Genomic DNA, 19,355 nt, shown 5'->3' with positions numbered 1-19,355 from the left:
GCGGCCGGCGGCCGGGGATCCCCCTCACCCGGCCCCGCCGCGCTCCGGCGAATACAGCTCGGCGATGGCGGCGAGGACGCGGTCGCGGGCGACCGGGCCCGGGGTGACGCCGGTCAGCACGTACGCGGCCAGCCCCTCGGCCAGCGCCACCAGGGAGAGCGCCGTCCCGTGCGGGTCGAGCCCGGGGTCGATACGGCCGGCCTGCTGGTCCCTGCGGATCAGGTCGGCCATCCGGCGGTGGAAGCCGGCGTACAGCACCCGCATCCGCGCGGCGATGGACTCCTCGGCGAAGGCGAAGGCGTGAAACGACTGCCGCACCCGCATGTGCGCCTCGGTGACCGCGTCGTACGGCACCAGCTCGGTCAGCACGGTTGTGAGCACCAGGCGCGGATCGGCGGCCTCCAGATCGGATCCGGCCTTCTCCCTGATGCGGGCGGCCGACAGCGCGTTGCCCCGCTCGAACGCCGCCTCAAGCAGCTGCCGCTTGGCGGGGAAGTAGTGCTGCACCCGGCCGGGGGAGATGCCCGCCTGCGCGGCCACCTCGGTCAGCGAGACGGCCCCGAGGCCCCGCTCGGCGACGATGGCGAGCACGGCGTCGGCGATCTCGGCGCGCCGCTCCTCGTGGTGTGCCCCCGGTCCCCTGGTACGCCGCTCCGCCACGTACGCTCACCCCCTGATCGATGCGATCGCATCGGAGTGTAGCGGTCAGGCGGGCGGCGGGGCCGTGCTGGCGCGGACGACCAGCCGCGTCGGCACGAGGTCCGTGCCCGACGGCGCGGTGCCCCCCTCGCGGATCTGCCGCAGCACGAGCTGCACGCACCGCCGCCCGACCTCGGCGAAGTCCTGGTGCACGGTCGTCAGCGGCGGCACGAAGCAGGCCGAGTCGGGGATGTCGTCGAACCCGACCACGCTGACCTCGCCGGGCACCGAGCGTCCCCGCTCGTGAAGCGCCCGCAGCACGCCCAGCGCCATCTGGTCGTTGGCGACGAACACCGCCGTGCAGCCGGGCTCCTCCGCCAGCCGGAGACCGGCGGTGTACCCGGACCCCGCCGACCAGTCGCCGTGCAGCGGCGGCGGCACCGGCCGGCCCGCCTCCTCCAGCGCGAGCCGCCACGCCTGGGCGCGGCGCTGCGCGGCGAAGGACGACTCCGGTCCGGTGACGTGCCAGACCGTACGGTGTCCGAGGCCGAGCAGGTGGCGTACGGCCGACCGGGCGCCCTCGGCCTGGTCGGTGTCCACCACGCTGTAGCGATCGCCCGCGTCGGAGTCGACGACCACCGCGTGCACCCCGGGCGGCAGCGTCACCGTGCCGGCGTCGAGCAGGTGCACCTCCAGGATCACGATGACCGCGTCCACGGCCAGCTCGCCCATCCTGGTGAACGCGCCCAGCACGTTGTCCTGGGTCGGCACGTCGATGGGGATGAGCGTGATCGCGTAGCCCTCGGCGGCGGCGTGGGTGGCGATGGCCTCGACGGTGCGGCTGTTGCCGATCGTGGACAGGTTGAACAGGATCACGCCGATCGTGTTGAACTGCCCGTACCGCAGGGCGCGGGCGGCGCTGTTGGGCCGGTAGCCCAGCTCGCGCATCGCGGCCAGCACCTGCTCGCGGGTGGAGCCGATGACGCCGGGATGGCCGTTGGCGACCCGCGAGACGGTCTGTGACGACACGCCGGCCAGCCTGGCCACGTCGGCCATCGACACGCGCTGCCTGCGCCGCCCGCCGGGAACCCCCGATCCGCGTCGCGCGCCGCCGGCGGGCCGCTCGCCACCGGCCTGCCGTGCGTGATCAGCCGGGCGTGCGCCCTCCGCGGGGCGCGCCTTCTCAGCCGGGTGCGCGTCCCCCTCTGATTGCGCACCCCCGCCCGGCCGCGCACCGCCGGTCGGCGCCTGCCGTTCGGGGTCGTCCAGATCCATGCCCGTGCCGCTCCTGCCTGCCGGTCTAGGTCGCTGACTCTCTGCTCGTGTCCGTCCGGTACGCGCCCGCCCCGGCCGGCGTCCGAGCCGTTCAGCCAGGAAATCCTTTGTGGAGGTCCCGGCCGATGTCAATGAGGGGCGCCCCTTGACCCCAGGTCAGGCGGGTGCCACCATACCGCAGCAGACGTTAACGTAAACATCACTGCGGCATCCCCCACCATCGCTCTGCGTGACATGCGTCCGCGGTCGATGTTTACGTGAACATGGCAGCGAGAGGAGTGACCGGTGGTCACGGAAGGCTACGCGCCCGGCGGGCAGGCGCGAGGGCGCCCGCCCGCGGCGGCCCAGCGCGGCCGGGGCACCAGAAGGCGCGGGACCGGCGGGCGGTCCTGGACCGGCTGGCGGTTCGTGGCGCCGTTCATGGCGGTGTTCGCGCTCGTCTTCCTGGCGCCGATCGGCTATTCGATCTACCTCAGCCTCTACCGCACCCAGCTCGTCGGCGGCACCGCGTTCGTCGGCCTGGACAACTACATCAAGGCGTTGCAGGACCCGCAGTTCTGGTCGGGGTTCGGCAGGGTGGCGCTGTTCCTGGTCGTGCAGGTGCCGATCATGCTGTTCCTCGCGCTGCTGGTGGCCCTCGCGATCGACAGCGGCCGGCTCTACGGCGCGGCGTTCTTCCGCATCTCGGTGTTCCTGCCGTACGCGGTGCCCGCCGTCGTGGCGACGCTGATGTGGGGCTTCATGTACGGCACCAGGTTCGGCCTCATCGGCAACCTCAACGAGGCGCTCGGCTGGTCGCTGCCCGACCCGCTCTCGCCCGACCTCATCCTCGCCTCCATCGGCAACATCGTGACCTGGGAGTTCGTCGGCTACAACATGCTGATCCTGTACTCGGCGCTGCGCGTGGTGAGCCCCTCGCTGTACGAGGCCGCCGAGATCGACGGCGCCGGCCAGTTCCGCGTCATCTGGTCGATCAAGCTGCCCGCCCTGCGCGGCGCCCTGGTGATCGCCACGATCTTCTCGATCATCGGCAGCTTCCAGCTCTTCAACGAGCCCAGCATCCTCAAGACGCTGGCGCCGAACTCGATCACCACCTATTTCACGCCCAACCTGTACGCCTACTCGCTGTCCTTCGCCGGCCAGCAGTTCGACTACTCCGCCGCCGTCGCCATCATCATGGGCGTCATCACGATGATCATCGCGTACATCGTCCAGCTCCGCGGCATGCGAAAGGCGGTCTGAGCCATGGCCGCAACCGCACATCCCGGAGCCCGCGCAGGACGCGGCCCGCTGGTGATCCGCCACCAGCGCCCGCGCCACCGCCGCCGCAGCCGCACGCTCACCGCGCTGACCACGCTCATGCTGGTCTACACGCTGCTCCCGCTGGCCTGGCTGCTGATCAACGCCACCAAGACGCAGGAGAGCCTGCTGTCGTCGTTCGGCCTGTGGTTCTCCGGCGACTTCGCGCTGTTCGACAACATCGCCCAGACCTTCAGCTACAACGGCGGCGTCTACACGCGCTGGCTGCTCAACACGCTCCTGTACGTGGTCGCCGGCGCGGGCGGCGCGACCCTGCTCGCGACACTGGCCGGCTACGGCCTGGCCAAGTTCGACTTCCCCGGCAAGAAGGCCGTCTTCGCGGTGGTGATCGGCGCGGTGGCGGTGCCCGGCACGGCGCTGGCCGTACCGACCTTCCTGCTCTTCTCCGACATGGGGCTCACCAACACCCCGTTGGCGATCATCATCCCGTCGCTGATCTCGCCGTTCGGCCTCTACCTCATCTGGACGTACGCCGCCGACGCGGTGCCGAAGGAGATCCTGGAGTCCGCGCGGGTGGACGGCGCGGGCGAGTTCCGCACGTTCTTCCGGATCAGCCTGCCGCTGCTCGGCCCCGGCATCGTCACGGTCCTGCTCTTCAACGTGGTCGCGACCTGGAACAACTTCTTCCTGCCGCTGATCATGCTCAAGGACCCCGACTGGTACCCGCTCACCCTTGGCCTGCACGCCTGGAACCAGCAGGCGGGCACGGCGGGCGGCGAGGCCGTCTTCAACCTGGTGATCACCGGATCACTGCTCACCATCGTCCCGCTGATCGCGGCGTTCCTGCTGCTGCAGCGGTACTGGCAGTCGGGCCTCGCCACGGGGAGCGTCAAGGGCTGACCCGGCGCCGCCGGAGCGCCGGCGACACGAACGCGTACACCAGAGCAGACATTTCAGAAAGGCAACGCCCATGACGATCAACCGTCGTCACGCCCTCCTGCTGGGCGCGGCACTGACCGTGTCACTCGCCGCCACCGCCTGCGGCTCATCCGGCGGCGGCGACGGCTCAGGCGCGACCGCCACGGCCGCCGCCTCCCAGAGCGTCTCCGACGCCGACCTGCAGAACGCGCTGAACGCGGGCGGCGACCTCACCGTCTGGGCGTGGGAGCCGACGCTCAAGCAGGTCGTCGCCGACTTCCAGGAGAAGTACCCCAAGGTCAAGGTCAACCTGGTCAACGCCGGCACCGGCAACGACCAGTACACCGCGCTGCAGAACGCGATCAAGGCCGGATCCGGCGTGCCCGACGTGGCACAGATCGAGTACTACGCGCTGCCGCAGTTCGCGCTGTCGAAGTCGGTGACCGACCTCAGCGCGTACGGCGCCGGCTCACTCGAAGGCACCTTCACCCCGGGCCCGTGGAACTCCGTGCACGCCGGCGGCCCCGCCGTCTACGGGCTGCCCATGGACTCCGGCCCGATGGCGATGTTCTACAACAAGGAGGTCTTCGACAAGCACGACATCGAGGTGCCGAAGACCTGGGACGAGTACGTGGCCGCCGCCGAGAAGCTGCACAAGGCCGACCCCAAGGCGTACATCGGCAGCGACAGCGGCGACGCGGGCTTCACCACCAGCATGATCTGGCAGGCGGGCGGCAGGCCGTACAAGGTGGACGGCACCAGCGTCGGCATCGACTTCTCCGACGCCGGCACCCAGAAGTTCACCGCGACCTGGCAGAAGCTCATCGACGGCAAGCTGCTCTCGCCCGTCGTCGGCTGGACGGACGAGTGGTACAAGGGCCTGGCCGACGGCACCATCGCCACGCTGGTGACCGGCGCCTGGATGCCGGCCAACTTCGAGTCGGGCGTCAAGGCCGCCTCCGGCAAGTGGCGGGTCGCGCCCATGCCGCAGTGGGAGGCCGGCGGCAAGGTCACCGCCGAGAACGGCGGCAGCTCTCTGGCGGTGCCCGAGGCGTCCGCGAACAAGACCCTCGCCTACGCCTTCATCAAGTACGCCACCGTGGACGAAGGCGTGCAGACCAGGATCGACGGCGGCGCCTTCCCCGCCACCACCGCGCACCTGCAGGACCCGAAGTTCAGGGACAAGGAGTTCCCCTACTTCGGCGGCCAGAAGGTCAACCAGGTGCTCGCCGAGTCGGCCGAGCAGGTCGCGCCCGGCTGGTCGTACCTGCCGTTCCAGGTGTACGCCAACAGCATCTTCAACGACACCGTCGGCAAGGCGTACACCTCCGGCACCACGCTCCAGGACGGCCTGAAGGCGTGGCAGGACGCCTCCATCAAGTACGGCCAGGAGCAGGGCTTCACCGTCCAGTAACCGATCGACATTCTCCGCCAGGAACAGCACGAGACAGGAGCAGACGTTGCAGGTCGATCACGGCCGCCGGTGGGTGCGCTGGCCGTCAGAGCCGGAACGGGCCAGGCTGGCGTTCGGCGCGGACTACAACCCGGAGCAGTGGCCCCGGGAGGTGTGGGACGCCGACATGCGCGCGATGCGGGCGGCCGGGGTCAACATCGTGTCTCTGGCCATCTTCTCGTGGGCGCATCTCCAGCCCGCCGAGGACAGGTGGGACTTCGCCTGGCTCGACGAGGTGATGGACCTGTTGCACGCCAACGGCATCGCCGCCGACCTCGCCACGGCGACGGCCTCGCCGCCGCCGTGGCTGACGGCCAAGCATCCGGAGATCCTGCCGGTGGACCAGCAGGGCCGCACGCTCTGGCCGGGCGCGCGCCAGCATTGGCGCCCCACCTCTCCGGTCTTCCGCCGGTACGCGCTGCGCCTGGTCGAGGCCCTCGCCACCCGGTACGCCGGCCACCCGGCGCTGGCCGCCTGGCACGTGTCGAACGAGCTGGGCTGCCACAACGTCTACGACTACTCCGACGACGCCGCCACCGCCTTCCGCGACTGGCTGCGCGCCCGCTACGGCACACTCGACGAGCTGAACCGGGCCTGGGCCACCGCGTTCTGGTCCCAGCGTTACGGCGACTGGGCGGAGATCCTGCCGCCGCGCCTGGCCGCGTCCTTCCCCAACCCGACGCAGCAGCTCGACTTCAAGCGCTTCTCCTCCGACGCGCTCAAGGAGCACCTGCGCGCCGAGCGCGAGGTGCTGCGCCGGATCACCCCGGACGTCCCGGTCACCACCAACTTCATGGTGATGGGCGAGACCAAGGGGATGAACTACGCCGACTGGGCTTCCGAGGTCGACTTCGTGGCCAACGACCACTACGTGCTGACCGGCCCGCAGGCCCAGGACGAGCTGTCGTTCTCGGCCAACCTCACCGGCATGCTGGCCGGCGGCGAGCCCTGGTTCCTCATGGAGCACTCCACCAGCGCCGTCAACTGGCAGCCGGTCAACCTCGCCAAGCGGCCCGGCGGCATGGCCCGCGACTCGCTCACCCACGTCGGCTACGGCGCCGACGCCGTCTGCTTCTTCCAGTGGCGGCAGTCGGCGGGCGGCGCCGAGAAGTACCACTCGGCGATGGTGCCGCACGCGGGCGAGGACAGCGACGTGTTCAGGGCCGTGACCGACCTCGGCGCCACGCTGGCCGCGCTCGCGCCCGTCGCGGGCAGCAGGCGGCGGCCCGCGCGCGCCGCGATCCTGTTCGACTGGGAGTCGTGGTGGGCCGCCGAGCTGGACTCCCACCCCACCTCCCTGCTGCGCTACCGGCAGGAGGCGCTCGACTGGTACTCGGCGTTCCTCGCGGCGGGCGTGCGCGCCGACGTGGTGCCGGTGGCCGCCGAGCTGTCCGGCTACGACCTGGTGGTCGCGCCCATCCTGCACGTCGTGCCCGCCGCGCTGGCCCGCCGCCTGGAGGCGTACGTGGCGGGCGGCGGCCACCTCGTCGCCACCTACTTCTCCGGCATCGTGGACCAGGACGACCGCGTCTGGCTCGGCGGCTATCCGGGCGCGCTGCGCGACCTGCTCGGCATCCGCATCCAGGAGTTCGGGCCGCTCCTCGACGGCGACGGCGTCGATCTCGACCTCGGCGTCACCGGTACCCTGTGGACCGACCGCATCGACCTCGCGGGGCCGGAGACCGAGGTGCTTGCGGCGTACAAGACGGGCGAGCAGGCCGGGCGTCCGGCGATCACCCGCCGCCGCTCGGGTGCGGGGACGGCCTCGTACGTCTCCACCCGCCTCGGCCCCGACGGGCTGGCCGTGCTGCTGCCGCTGCTGCTGGAGCCGGCGGGCGTCGGCTCCGAGCTGCCCGACGAGCTGCGCGGGCAGGTCGAGCTGGCCGTACGCACCGACGGGAGGTACGACTACTGGTTCCTCGTCAACCGCGGGGACCGGCAGGTGGACGTGTCGGCGCTCGACGGGGAGCCGCTGACCGGGCCGTCGCTGGCGCCCGACGCCGCGCTCAAGCCCGGCCAGGTGCGCGTGCTGCGCCGCCCGGCGGCCTCATAGGGCCTTTCCTGGCCGTCTCATTGCCGAACCCGGACGGATCAGCCGGCACCGGCGGGCCGTCCGGGCGCGGAACGGACGAGGGCCGGGCCGATGACGCGCCCCAGGGGCCGCCGGGCCGTCCAGGCGGGGGACGGACGAGACCGGGCCGATGACGCGCCCGCCGCGCCGGGCCGTCCGGGCGGGGGACGGCCCCGAGTCACCCGCTTGAAAACCGGAACCGCACCCCGCCTGTACACAGGAACCGGCCACCTCACCACGAAGCGCTTATTCCTTGAGCGCGCGAACCTTGCCCGCGCTCCGGTTGCGCCTTTGCGACGGCGTTACTTGCCGCCCGAACTTTCTCAAAGCCCCTTGACCCGCGAAGACGATCGCTTCTCGGGCTTAATGGGCATCTCACATACGCTGACATATCGGGATACGGAGGGAGGGGTCGCATGCTTCCTGAAGTGCACGGATGGTTGCGACGCCGCACTTCGTCCGCCGGGGACTGGCCGGTTCAGGACCTGGTGGCCGCCAAGGGTGATACCACCGTCAGCGTGGTGCTCCCGGCCCGCGACGAGCGCGAGACCGTGGGAGAGATCGTCGGCGTGATCCGGCGGGAGCTGGCTCCGCTCGTGGACGAGCTCGTGGTCATCGACTCGCGTTCGACCGACGACACCGCCCGGGTGGCCGCCCGGGCAGGAGCGAGGGTGCACGCTCAGGATGAGATCCTTCCGGGACTCAAGCCCATGGACGGCAAGGGAGAGGCGCTGTGGAAGTCGCTGGCCGTCACGTCGGGTGACGTGCTCGTCTTCGCCGACGCCGACATCCGCAACTTCCGCGCCTCGCTGATACTCGGCGTCCTCGGGCCGCTGCTCTCCGACCCGACCGTCATGTACGCCAAGGGATGCTACGACCGCCCGCTCCACGGCACCCCCAACGGCGGCGGGCGCGTCACCGAGCTCGTCGCACGCCCGCTCATCAACCTGTACTGGCCCGAGCTGGCCGGGTTCATCCAGCCGCTCGCCGGCGAGTACGCCGGCCGCCGCTCCGCGCTCGAACGCATCCCGTTCCTCACCGGGTACGCCGTGGAGCTCGGCCTGCTCATCGACCTGCTGGAGCTGGGCGGGCTCGACGGGCTCGCACAGGTGGACCTGGGCTCGCGCGAGCACGCGCCGCAGTGCACCGAGGCGCTGGGCATGATGTCCGCCCAGATCATGCTCGCCGCCTGGTCCCGCCTGGAACGCCAGGGCCGCATCAGCTCGGTCGCCCCGCCGGCGACGCGGCTCTGCCAGTTCAGGAGGGGGCTGGAGGGGCACGAAGTGCTCATCCGCGACATCGGCATCGGCGAACGTCCACCGATGATCACCGTCAACCCCTGAACCGCACTCGCGGGACCGCAGGGCCTACTCGCCGGTAAGGTGTTGCCACCGTGAAACGGCGACGCGGTCCGAGGGGTGCGGCGACATGACGGGTTTCTGCCCGGAGCTCAGCGACGACGTCAAAGAGGTGCGCGACTGGGTCCACGCCTTCGCCCGCGACGTGATCCGCCCCGCCGGCGCCGAATGGGACGAGCGCGAAGAAACCCCATGGCCGGTCATCCAGGAGGCCGCCAAGATCGGCCTGTACTCCCTCGACTTCTTCGCCACCCAGTGGTTCGAGGAGAGCGGGCTGGCGCTGCCCGTGGCGTTCGAGGAGATCTTCTGGGGCGACGCCGGCATCGGCCTGTCGATCACCGGCACCGGCCTGGCCGCCGCCGCACTCGCCGCCAACGGCACCCCCGAACAGATGGGGGAGTGGCTGCCACAGATGTTCGGCACCGAGAACGACGTCAAACTCGGCGCCTTCTGCGCCTCCGAGCCCGACGCCGGCTCCGACGTCGGCGCCATCCGCACCCGCGCCGTCCGCGACGGCGGCGACTGGGTGCTCAACGGCGTCAAGACCTGGGCCACCAACGGCGGCATCGCGAACGTTCACATCGTCGTCGCCTCCGTCGATCCCTCGCTCGGCACCCGAGGCCAGGCGTCGTTCATCATCCCGCCCGGCACGCCGGGGCTGTCCATGGGGCAGAAGTTCCGCAAGCACGGCATCCGCGCCTCCCACACCGCCGAGGTCGTCCTGGAGGACGTCCGGGTGCCCGCCTCGTGCCTGCTCGGCGGCGAGGAGAAGCTGAAGGCGCGGCTGGCCCGCGTACGCAACGGCGAGCGCGCAGGCGAGCAGGCCGCGATGCGCACCTTCGAGACCACCCGCCCCTCGGTCGCCGCCATGGCGGTCGGCATCGCCCGCGCCGCCTTCGAGTACGCCAGGGACTACGCCCGCGAACGCACCCAGTTCGGCCGCAAGATCGGCGAGAACCAGGCGATCGCCTTCCTCCTCGCCGAGATGGCCACCCGCGTCGACATGGCCCGCCTGCTCACCTGGCGCGCCGCCTGGATGGCCCGCAACGGCCGCCGCTTCGAACAGGCGGAAGGCTCGATGTCGAAGCTGGTGGCGGGCGAGACCGCCGTGTGGGTCACCGAACAGGCCATCCAGATCCTCGGCGGCGCCGGCTACACCAGGGACCACCCGGTGGAACGCTTCCACCGCGACGCCAAGATCTACACCATCTTCGAAGGCACCTCGGAGATCCAGCGCCTGATCATCGGCCGCGCGGTCACCGGCCTCCCCATCCGATGAGACCACTGCACTTCGGGGAGGTCTTGTCCGCAACCCGCCATCCCTCGCGCTCACCGACAGGCTCACTACGGCCTCGTGCGTTCGCCGATCACCGTCCTCCGCCCTGGGCGCCGGCAGGCCGGTAACTCAGGCGAAGCGACCGGCAACCGCCCGGCGAAGAGCGAGGGCGCGCCGGAAGTCGTTCGAGAACGCGCCCGCCGCCCAGGGGCGCCGTTCTGGTTTTCGGCAAGATTGCCCAGCCGCACGCCATATGCGGCGCAGTGTTCGGCGTGTACGGCGACGAATGCCGTGGACGTCGCGCATGCTCGGTGGACCCCGGTCAGCCGGCCCGCCGGCCGCTTCGACGCCGTCAGCGATGGGAGCGTCCCGGCCGGCACGGCGGTTCCTGAGGCGACAGCCCAGACGGCGGGGAAGGCGGGCCGAGCCGCCCTTCCGGTCGCGCTGGGGACGGCCTGATCGAAACATCGGCGCTCACAACATCTGGAGGGTTTCGTGGCAGAGCAGGGTCCGGGAGGCCGTCTCGGGGCGGTGCCGCCGCGCGTGTGGCTGGCGCTCGTGCTGCTGGTGCTGGCGGTCGCGTTCATCCTGCAGAACCGGCAGGACGCGGTGATCCGCCTGTTCACGATCGCGGTGACCGCCCCGCTGTGGGTCGCGCTGGTGGCATGCACCGTCGTCGGGATCCTGATCGGCGCGCTGGCAGGCAGCAGGAGCCGAAAGGGCCGGTGACGGCGTGCGCAGCCGGCTGCGGGAGCGCGTCCAGTCCGCGGCGCAACGCCGCCCGCGCAAGGCAGCACGATCCACGCCGGCCAGGTGGGTGCACCCTCCTATGATCCTGGCGTCCGGCCTGCCGTTCCTCGCCAAGGGCATGGCCGGCCCGTTCGCCTGAGAGGTCACGGCGTCACGATCGCGAACGCGGGATCGGGGTCTTCCAGGACGGCGATCAGGCGGGCCAGGACGTTCATGTCGCCCTCGTGCTCGATGCCGTCGGCGGGCCGGCCCGTGAGCAGGCCGAGAAGCTGCTGCTTGGTGAGCGCGAGCGTCAGGTCCGCCGGCTGCCGTGGCGGCGGATCGGCCTGGTGGATGAGCGCGCCGTTGGACAGCGTGGTGCGGTGGTACTGGTTCAGATCCGTCAGGTGCCAGTCGATGGCCAGGCTCTCCTCCCACGCTCGGGGGCCGTCGACGCGGATGGCCAGGGAGTCGAAGATCTGCTCGACCGTCAGAGCCGCCATCAGCTCCGGCGAGGAGGTGTCGATATCGGCGGGGACGACGCCGCCGGTCAGCTCCAGCGCGCCGACCAGGTAGAAGTTGCGCCAGGTGCCGTTCTCGGAGCCGTGGCCGAGCCGGGTGTAGACCTCGGCGAGCATCGATCGCGCCTGGTCGTCGTGCTCGTCGGCGAAGACCGCGTGGTTGAGCAGCGCGGCGGCGAAACGCAGGTCGCCGTCGTCGAGGTAGCGGCGGGCGAAGGCGAGGACGCCCTCGCGCCCGCCCATGCACTCGACGTACCGGCGTGCCTGCTCGACCGGGGGATGCTCCCACAGATGGGCCGGGTTGCCGTCGAACCAGCCCAGATAGCGCTGGTAGATGGCCTTGACGTTGTGGCTGACCGAGCCGTAGTAGCCGTGCGTGTGCCACGCCTGTTCCAGGGCCGGAGGCAGCCGCATCGCCTCGGCGATCTCGACGCCCGTCATGCCCTTGTTCAGCATGCGCAGCGTCTGATCGTGCAGGTACGCGTACATGTCACGCTGCCGGCTGACGAACCGCACGATGTTCTCCCGGCCCCAGGTGGGCCAGTGGTGGGAGGCGAAGACGACGTCGGCGTGGTCGGCGAACAGGGCGATCGCCTCGGTGAGATAGCGCGCCCAGACACGGGCGTCGCGGACCTGAGCGCCGCGCAGCGTGAGGATGTTGTGCTGCGTGTGCGTGGCGTTCTCGGCCATGCACAGCGCCCGGCGGTCGGGGATGAGGAAGTTCATCTCCGCCGGGGCCTCGGTGCCCGGGGTGATCTGGAAGACGATCCGCACGCCGTCGAGCGTCTCCTCCTGGCCGGTACGGGTGATGTCCTTGGTCGGCGGGATGAGGGAGATGGTGCCGGTCGACGTGGTCATGCCGAGCCCGCAGCCGATCTGGCCCTCCGGCGAGCGGGGCAGAGCAGGGCCGTACATGTAGGTGGCGCGCCGGTTCATCGCGGTGCCGGCGTAGACGTTCTCCGACACCGCGTGGTGCATGAACCCGGCCGGCGCCAGGATCGGCACACCGCCGCCGGTGACGCCGCGTACCCCGCCGAAGTGGTCGGCATGGGAGTGCGTGTAGATCACCGCGGTGACCGGGCGGTCGCCCCGGTGGTCGCGATAGAGCTTCAGCCCGGCCGCGGCGCACTCGACGGACAGCAGCGGGTCGACCACGATGACGCCGCGCTCGCCCTCGATCAGGGTCATGTTCGACAGGTCCAGGCCGCGGATCTGGTAGATGCCGTCGGTCACCGCGTACAGGCCCTGCTTGACGCACAGCTGCCCCTGCCGCCACAGGCTGGGATGCGCCGTGTCCGGGCACTCCTGCTGCAGGAAGGAGTAGGACTCGGTGTCCCACACCGCGCGCCCGTCGGCCGTCACGGTCGCCGGGTCCAGCGCCGCCACGAATCCGCGGTCAGCGGCCTCGAAGTCCGCCCGGTCGTCAACGGGAAGATCTGCCATGCACCCAGACGTTCCCGCCGGTGCGCCCGCTCCGCACCGCGAGCCGCTACCCTCACCCGCCCGTGACCGTCTCTTTGACAGCGTCACCACAGCGTCACGGCATGCTCTCTGCATCGGCCACGCCACGGCTCCGCCGGCACAGGACGGCCCAAGCCCCCGGCCAGGCCGCCGGCGGCTCGCCGCCGCCCTGTCGTAGAGGATCCACCCAGCGTGCAGGGTCAGTAGAGCCAGCGGTACGAGCGGACGATCTCGGCGGCGTCCTGGCCCTCCGCTCTGGCCGCGTCCGACTGGCGTACCACGCGGAACGCGTCGGTCAGGTCCTCGCCCAGCGCCCCGCGGATGCGGGCGTTGCCCAGCAGCGCCCCGAGCTGCTGCTCCACCGTCGAGGGCAGGCGGTGCACGCCGTGCTCGGCGCGCCGCGCCTCGCTCCAGTCGCCGGGGTTGTCCTGTACGGGGGCGGGCGGCACGAGACCCTCTTCGATGCCGCCGAGCCCGGCGGCGATCACCACGGCCAGCGCCAGGTAGGGGTTGGCGGCCGCGTCGGACGGCTTCAGCTCGACGTTGGCGTGGCCGGGGCCGAGCAGCGGCGTGGCGGGGACCAGACGCAGGGCCGCCTCGCGGTTCTCGACGCCCCAGCACGCGTACGCGCCGCACCAGTAGCCGGGCCGCAGCCGCTGCAGCGACGACAGGCTGGGCGCGGTCACCGCCACCACGGCGGGCAGATCGCGCAGCAGCCCCGCGAGGTACGCCGCCCCCTCGGCGGTCATCCCCGCGGGCCCGTCGCCGCCCGACAGCAGGTTGCGTCCGGCCCGCGACACCGAGGTGTGCAGGTGCCAGCCGTTGCCCACCTGGCCGAGCGTGACCAGGGGAGCGAAGCTCGCCCGCAGCCCGTGCGCCCTGGCCGCCGCGTGCACGGTCTGGCGGGCCAGCAGCTGCCGGTCGGCCGCCGTGACCGGGTCGGCGGGGGCGAGCGAGAACTCGAACTGCCCGGGGCCGTACTCGCCGTGAAACTGGACCACGGGCACGCCGTTGTGGTGCAGGTCGCGCAGCAGCTGCTCGGCGAAGCCGTCGACGGACAGCATCTTGGCCGGACCGTAGGAGGGACCGTCGTAGATGGGGCGGACCTCGCCGTCGCCGTCATCGTCGCCGGCCCGGCTCAGGTGGAACTCCATCTCATAGCCGGCCCGGAACTCCAGCCCCAGCGCCGCCGCCCGTTCGACTTGACGCTCCAGCACCCCGCGCGGGCAGTACGGCCACGGCGACCCGTCGGCCGCCACCTGGCGGCCCGGCACCCAGGCGAACCCCGGCTGCCCGGCCAGCCGGACCATCCGATCGACGACCGGCACCAGCCGGATGTCGCCAGAAGGCCCGCCCAAGGGGGCGTGGCCGAAGCAGATGGTGTCGTGGGAGTCGAACACCGCGAACAGCGGCGTGATCCCGACCCCGCGCTCGGCCACGGCGTCGAACGCGGCGGCCGGCACCGTACGGGAACGGGGGATGCCGTTGTTGTCGGCCCACACGATCGTGATCCCGGCGACGCCGAGCGGGTCGAGGGCGTCCGCTCCGTGCTGCGCCGCACCGGCGATGGCTTGATCGAGCATGGGCCACCCCTTCGTCACTTTGCGTAGTCGTGTGATCACTCTACAGCGGCCCTGCGATGAGCGCGGGCAGGTTTCGACCCCGGCGACCCCCGGTGCGACACTGGCCGTATGTCGGAGAGCGAGCATCGCCCGCTGCTCCCCCAGATGCGCCTCGACGAGCTGCTGGCGGAGCTGCAGACCAGGCTCAACGCGGTGCTGGCCACCCGCGACAGGGTGCACGCGCTGCTCGAGGCCGTCGTGTCCGTGGGCAGCGACCTCGACCTCGAGACCGTGCTGCGCCGCATCGTGGAGACCGCCACGAAGCTGGTCGACGCCGGCTACGGCGCTCTGGGCGTGCTGGGGGAAGATCAGACGCTCGTCCAGTTCATCCCGGTCGGGCTGACCGAGGAGGAGATCGCCCGCATCGAGCACTGGCCGCACGGCCTCGGCATCCTCGGCCTGCTCATCAAGGACGCCAGGCCGCTGCGGCTGGCCCGCATCTCCGACCATCCCGAGTCGTACGGCTTCCCGCCCGGCCACCCGCCCATGGGCAGCTTCCTCGGCGTGCCGCTCCGCGTACGCGACGAGGTGTTCGGCAACCTCTACCTCACCGAGAAGCGCGGCGGCGGCGAGTTCGACGAGGACGACGAGGCCGTGGTGGTCGCGCTGGCCAGCGCCGCCGGCGTCGCCATCGAGAACGCCCGCCTGTACGAGGAGTCGCGCCGCCGCGAGACCTGGCTGCAGGCGTCCGCGGAGGTGACCACCAGCCTGCTGTCCGGCGCCGACACCCGGCTGGTGCTGAGCACCATGGCCGCCCGCGCCCGCGACATGTGCGACGCCGACGTCGTCGTGGTGCTGCTGCCCGACCCGGAGGGCCGGACGCTGACGGTGGAGGTGGCCGAGGGCGAGCGGGCGGAAGAGCTGCTCGGCACCACGTACGGGATGTCCGGCACGGCGCTCGGCGAGGTGTTCACGCGCGGCGAGCCGCGAGCCGAACGCGACCTGCGGGACGCGCCCGACACGTCCGCCGCGGCCCGCAAGCTCGGCCACGGACCCGGGCTGATGATCCCCCTCGGCGCCGCCCCGAGCGTGCGCGGCGTGCTCGCGCTGGCCAAGCGCAGCGGCAGGCTGCCGTTCAGCGACGCCGACCGGCGCATGCTGGAGTCGTACGCGGGCCAGGCCGCGATCGCGCTGGAGCTGGCCGAGGTCCGGCGCGACGCCGAACGGCTGAGCCTGCTGGAGGACCGCGACCGCATCGCCAGGGACCTGCACGACGTGGTCATCCAGCGGTTGTTCGCGACCGCGATGACGCTGATGAGCACCGCGCGGCTGGTGGACCATCCCGAGGCGTCGAAGCGGCTCCAGCACGCCATCGACGAGCTGGACGAGACGATCCGGCAGATCCGCTCGTCCATCTTCGCCCTCCAGGGGCCGCACGAGGAGGCCGTGCCCGGACTGCGCTCGCAGATCGTCGGCCTGGTGGAGGGCGCGGGAGCGCACCTGGGGTTCATGCCCGGTCTGCGCATGGAGGGGCAGCTCGACACGCTGGTGCCGGAGCCGGTCGCCGAGCACCTGCTCGCCGTGCTGCGCGAGTCTCTGTCCAACGTCGTACGCCACTCACGCGCCACGCGCGCCGAGGTGTCCGTCGAGGTCGGGGGCGGCGTGCTCACGCTGACGGTCACCGACGACGGGGTCGGCGTGGGCGGCGGCGGACGCCGCAGCGGCCTGCGCAACATCGAGGAGCGCGCCGCATGCCTGGGCGGGACGGCCGAGCTGGAGACGCCCGGCGAGGGCGGCACCCGGCTGATATGGCGCGTCCCCATCGAGCAGCCCGGATGATGCGGGAAGAGGCCATGACGGCGGCTCCATCGAGCGGCCGGGTCGATGCGGGAAGGGGCCGTGACGCGCCCCCTGCCGATCAGGACGGTTCGTACGCCACCTGCGCGGGCACCAGCACGAACCCCGTGACGATCTCCGGCCGGATGCGGATCACCTGGTCCATCTCGCCCGTCACCCACGGGCGCACCAGGCCCCTCAGCCGGGCCGCCTCCTCGGGGTCGGTCACCGGCGCGGCCACCCCGGTCACGATGACGCTCCAGCCGAGCCGCTCCTGCCCGTCCAGCTCGTCGGCCTCGTACGCCACCACCGCCTGCTCCATGTGCCCGCCGATGATCATGCCGGGAGTGGTCCTGATCACGATCGCGCCGTCCACCACCGCGTGGTTCACCGGCCTGACCGCCGGCAGGGCGTGCCGGGTGAAGACGATGCGGCCGAGCGGCGCCCTCGCCAGCAGCCGCATCGCCTCCACAGCGGGCAGCTCGCGCAGATCCCGGGCGCCGTTCAGCCCGTCTTCCTGGTACGTCACCTGGCCAGCGTGCCCGGCGCACCGGCCGTACAGGTAGGGACCAAAGTCCCTTTACCCGCCGGGACGAGGTCACGTCACCGCGCCGTATGCTCGGGGACCGCGTGCATGTGAGGAAAGTCCTAGCAATCGATTGCCTCGCCCGACCGGCCCGATCTCACCGCCAGTAGGATGGCGGGAGCGAGGTTTCGGGAAAGCAGGGGGAAAGCGATGGGGAAATTGGAGCGTCACCCCACGATCTCCGACGTCGCGGCGCTGGCCGGGGTGTCGGTGGGCACGGCCTCCAAGGCCCTCAACGGCCGGGGCTCGCTGCGCGAGGAGACCCGCGCGCGGGTCAGGGACGCGGCCAGGCAGCTCAACTTCGAGGTCAACGCGGGGGCCCGCAGCCTGCACTCCGGACGTACGTACACCGTCGGCATGATCACCACCGACACCATCGGGCGGTTCAGCATCCCCGTCCTCATGGGCGCGGAGGACGCGCTGGGGGCCGGGCAGATGTCGGTGTTCCTGTGCGACGGGCGCGGCGACCCGATCCGCGAGCAGTACCACGTCAAGACCCTGCTCAGCCGCCGCGTCGACGGCATCATCGTCACCGGCCGCCGCACCGAGGCCCGCGCGCCCATCGGGCGTGACCTGCCGGTGCCCGTGGTCTACGCGTTCATCAGCTCCACCGACCCGGCCGACTGCTCGGTCGTACCGGATGAGGAAGGCGGGGCGCGCAAGGCGGTCGAGCACCTGATGGCGATCGGCCGCACCCGCATCGCCCACATCACCGGGCCCGAGCACCACCACTCCGCCCGTGTCCGCGCGGCCGCCGCCGAGGAGCGGCTGGCCGAGGCGGGGCTCGCGCTCGCCGGTGCGCCGCTCTACGGCGCCTGGAGCGAGATGTGGGGGCGTCAGGCGGTCGGGATGCTGCTCGCCTCCGGCACCGAGTTCGACGCGGTGTTCTGCGGCAGCGACCAGATCGCCCGGGGCGTCGCCGATGCGCTGCGAGCCGTCGGGCGGCGGGTGCCGGAGGACGTGGCGCTCGTCGGGTTCGACAACTGGGAGGTCATGGCCGAGGCCAGCCAGCCGCCGCTGACCAGCGTCGACATGAACCTCGACGGGCTCGGCCGCACCGCCGCGGAGATGCTGCTCGCCGCCATCAACGGCAAGCCGTCGCCCGGTCGCCACCCCCGTCCCTGCCATCTGGTGGTGCGGGAGTCCACCACGGTCCCGCTGGTGCCCGGCGGCGCCTGACCGCCACCCGGCGGCGGATCAGTGCCCTGGGCGATGGATCAGGAGCATGGCCGCGTCGTCCAGCAGCGGGCCGCCCACGTGCTCGACCAGGTCGGCCCGCAGCGCGTCCAGCGCCACCTGCGGGTCCTCGCGGCGCAGCAGCGTCGTCCGCTCCTCCAGTGGGTAGAACTCGCCCTCGGCGTTCCTCGCCTCGATCACGCCGTCGGTGAAGAACAGGATGCGGTCGCCCCGGTGGAACGGCACCCGGTACGGCTTGGCCCGCGCGGCGTCGAACACGCCGAGCCCCAGCGGCAGCCCCTGATCCGGCGGCTCGGCGACCTGCACGCCGCCGTCGGAGCGGAGCAGCAGCGGCGGCGGGTGGCCGAAGCTCACCAGCGACACCTCCGTGTCGTGGATCTCCGCGATGATCGCCGTGACGAACTGCTCGCTGGTCAGATGGCGGGTCAGGCTCGCCTCCAGGCGCTCGCCGATGTCCACCAGGTCGGCCTCGTCGTAGGCCGCTTCGCGGAACGCGCCGAGGACCCAGGCCGCCGTCTCGACCGCCGCGAGGCCCTTGCCCTGCACGTCGCCGATCAGCAGGCGTACGCCCTGCGGGGTGGTGACGACTTCGTACAGGTCGCCGCCGATGCGGGCCTCGGCGGCCGCCGACGTATAGGACAGTCCCACCCGCAGATCGCCCGCCCGCCGCGGCACCGGCCGCAGCAGCACCCGCTGCGCCGCCTCCGCCACCTGCCGGACGCTGGCCAGCTCGCGCTCGCGCTGCAGCCGCAGCCTGGCGGCGAGCATGCTCGCGCCCGTCACGCCGGCGATGCCGACGACGGTGAGGCAGTTCTCCCAGGTGAGCAGCATCTCGTTGTAGAGCGCCATGGGCACGCAGATGCCCAGCGCCACCGCGCCGACGAAGGCGGTGCGGCGCACGCCGCCCGACACCGACGCGAAAGCCGGGCCGAGCGTGAGCAGCGGAAGGAAGACGAGGGAACGGCCGGCCAGGATGTCCAGCAGCGCGACACCCGCCATCACGACGAAGGGCAGCCAGCGCAGGACCCGCAAAGAGCTCATCCCACCCCCGAATCGACCACCGATCGCTGCTGACGTACCAGCATCGCGCAGGCCGAGGGCGGTTCTCAAGCCAACGCTCCGGTGAGAACCACGACAGATGGGCATTTATCACGGTAATTTCTGTCCGTTACGTGTTCATCACAGTACCCAGCGTCAATAACACAGCTGAAAA

15 protein-coding genes are annotated in these 19,355 nt (G+C 71.6%); 9 read left to right on the top strand and 6 right to left on the bottom strand.

Going from position 1 to position 19,355, the window contains the following annotated elements:
• Positions 1-24: 24 nt before the first annotated feature.
• Together AB0K67_RS06310 and AB0K67_RS06305 are read right to left on the bottom strand one after the other, a co-directional pair.
• The gene (locus AB0K67_RS06310; protein ID WP_364053781.1) at positions 25-660 is read right to left on the bottom strand and encodes a TetR/AcrR family transcriptional regulator; all 636 of its coding nucleotides are present in this window, start codon (positions 658-660) and stop codon (positions 25-27) included.
• A gap of 45 nt (positions 661-705) precedes the next feature.
• Positions 706-1,695: a LacI family DNA-binding transcriptional regulator gene (locus tag AB0K67_RS06305; protein ID WP_364057452.1), complete on the bottom strand. Its 990-nt coding sequence runs from the start codon at positions 1,693-1,695 to the stop codon at positions 706-708.
• Positions 1,696-2,199: 504 nt separating this feature from the next.
• Here AB0K67_RS06305 and AB0K67_RS06300 point away from each other — a divergent pair.
• From AB0K67_RS06300 to AB0K67_RS06270, 7 genes are all read left to right on the top strand, one after another.
• Positions 2,200-3,156, top strand: coding sequence for a sugar ABC transporter permease (locus AB0K67_RS06300; RefSeq protein ID WP_364053778.1), 957 nt, complete (start codon positions 2,200-2,202; stop codon positions 3,154-3,156).
• A 3-nt stretch (positions 3,157-3,159) separates the two neighbouring features.
• On the top strand, positions 3,160-4,074 hold the full coding sequence (locus AB0K67_RS06295; protein ID WP_364053776.1) for a carbohydrate ABC transporter permease: 915 nt from the start codon (positions 3,160-3,162) through the stop codon (positions 4,072-4,074).
• A gap of 70 nt (positions 4,075-4,144) precedes the next feature.
• A complete protein-coding gene (locus AB0K67_RS06290) occupies positions 4,145-5,506 on the top strand; it encodes a sugar ABC transporter substrate-binding protein (RefSeq protein ID WP_364053773.1) in 1,362 nt (453 codons plus the stop codon).
• 46 nt (positions 5,507-5,552) lie between these two features.
• Entirely contained in the window at positions 5,553-7,598 is a 2,046-nt protein-coding gene (locus AB0K67_RS06285; RefSeq protein WP_364053770.1) for a beta-galactosidase, read from the top strand.
• 434 nt (positions 7,599-8,032) lie between these two features.
• Positions 8,033-8,959, top strand: a complete 927-nt coding sequence (locus AB0K67_RS06280) for a glucosyl-3-phosphoglycerate synthase (protein ID WP_364053767.1) — start codon at positions 8,033-8,035, stop codon at positions 8,957-8,959.
• Between the two features lie 85 nt (positions 8,960-9,044).
• The gene (locus AB0K67_RS06275) at positions 9,045-10,253 is read left to right on the top strand and encodes an acyl-CoA dehydrogenase family protein (RefSeq protein WP_364053764.1); all 1,209 of its coding nucleotides are present in this window, start codon (positions 9,045-9,047) and stop codon (positions 10,251-10,253) included.
• A gap of 492 nt (positions 10,254-10,745) precedes the next feature.
• The gene (locus AB0K67_RS06270) at positions 10,746-10,979 is read left to right on the top strand and encodes a LapA family protein (protein WP_364053761.1); all 234 of its coding nucleotides are present in this window, start codon (positions 10,746-10,748) and stop codon (positions 10,977-10,979) included.
• Between the two features lie 164 nt (positions 10,980-11,143).
• Here the strand turns inward: AB0K67_RS06270 and AB0K67_RS06265 are convergent, their stop codons facing one another.
• Complete coding sequence (locus AB0K67_RS06265) at positions 11,144-12,943, bottom strand: alkyl sulfatase dimerization domain-containing protein (protein WP_364053758.1); 1,800 nt, start codon at positions 12,941-12,943, stop codon at positions 11,144-11,146.
• Positions 12,944-13,161: 218 nt separating this feature from the next.
• Complete coding sequence (locus AB0K67_RS06260) at positions 13,162-14,544, bottom strand: glutamine synthetase family protein (RefSeq protein WP_364053755.1); 1,383 nt, start codon at positions 14,542-14,544, stop codon at positions 13,162-13,164.
• Between the two features lie 108 nt (positions 14,545-14,652).
• On the opposite strand from AB0K67_RS06260, the gene AB0K67_RS06255 reads away from it, so the two are divergent.
• Complete coding sequence (locus AB0K67_RS06255) at positions 14,653-16,362, top strand: GAF domain-containing protein (protein WP_364053752.1); 1,710 nt, start codon at positions 14,653-14,655, stop codon at positions 16,360-16,362.
• Positions 16,363-16,441: 79 nt separating this feature from the next.
• On the opposite strand, the gene AB0K67_RS06250 is transcribed toward AB0K67_RS06255, so the two are convergent.
• Positions 16,442-16,888: a pyridoxamine 5'-phosphate oxidase family protein gene (locus tag AB0K67_RS06250; RefSeq protein WP_364053749.1), complete on the bottom strand. Its 447-nt coding sequence runs from the start codon at positions 16,886-16,888 to the stop codon at positions 16,442-16,444.
• 207 nt (positions 16,889-17,095) lie between these two features.
• Between AB0K67_RS06250 and AB0K67_RS06245 the strand changes: the two genes are divergently transcribed.
• Complete coding sequence (locus tag AB0K67_RS06245; protein WP_364053746.1) at positions 17,096-18,124, top strand: LacI family DNA-binding transcriptional regulator; 1,029 nt, start codon at positions 17,096-17,098, stop codon at positions 18,122-18,124.
• An 18-nt stretch (positions 18,125-18,142) separates the two neighbouring features.
• On the opposite strand, the gene AB0K67_RS06240 is transcribed toward AB0K67_RS06245, so the two are convergent.
• Entirely contained in the window at positions 18,143-19,183 is a 1,041-nt protein-coding gene (locus tag AB0K67_RS06240; RefSeq protein WP_364053743.1) for a PP2C family protein-serine/threonine phosphatase, read from the bottom strand.
• Positions 19,184-19,355 lie beyond the last annotated feature (172 nt).

This window comes from Nonomuraea sp. NPDC052634 (assembly GCF_040678535.1).
Taxonomy (GTDB): Bacteria; Actinomycetota; Actinomycetes; order Streptosporangiales; family Streptosporangiaceae; genus Nonomuraea; species Nonomuraea fastidiosa.
This window is presented reverse-complemented; position numbering and strand designations above follow the sequence as displayed.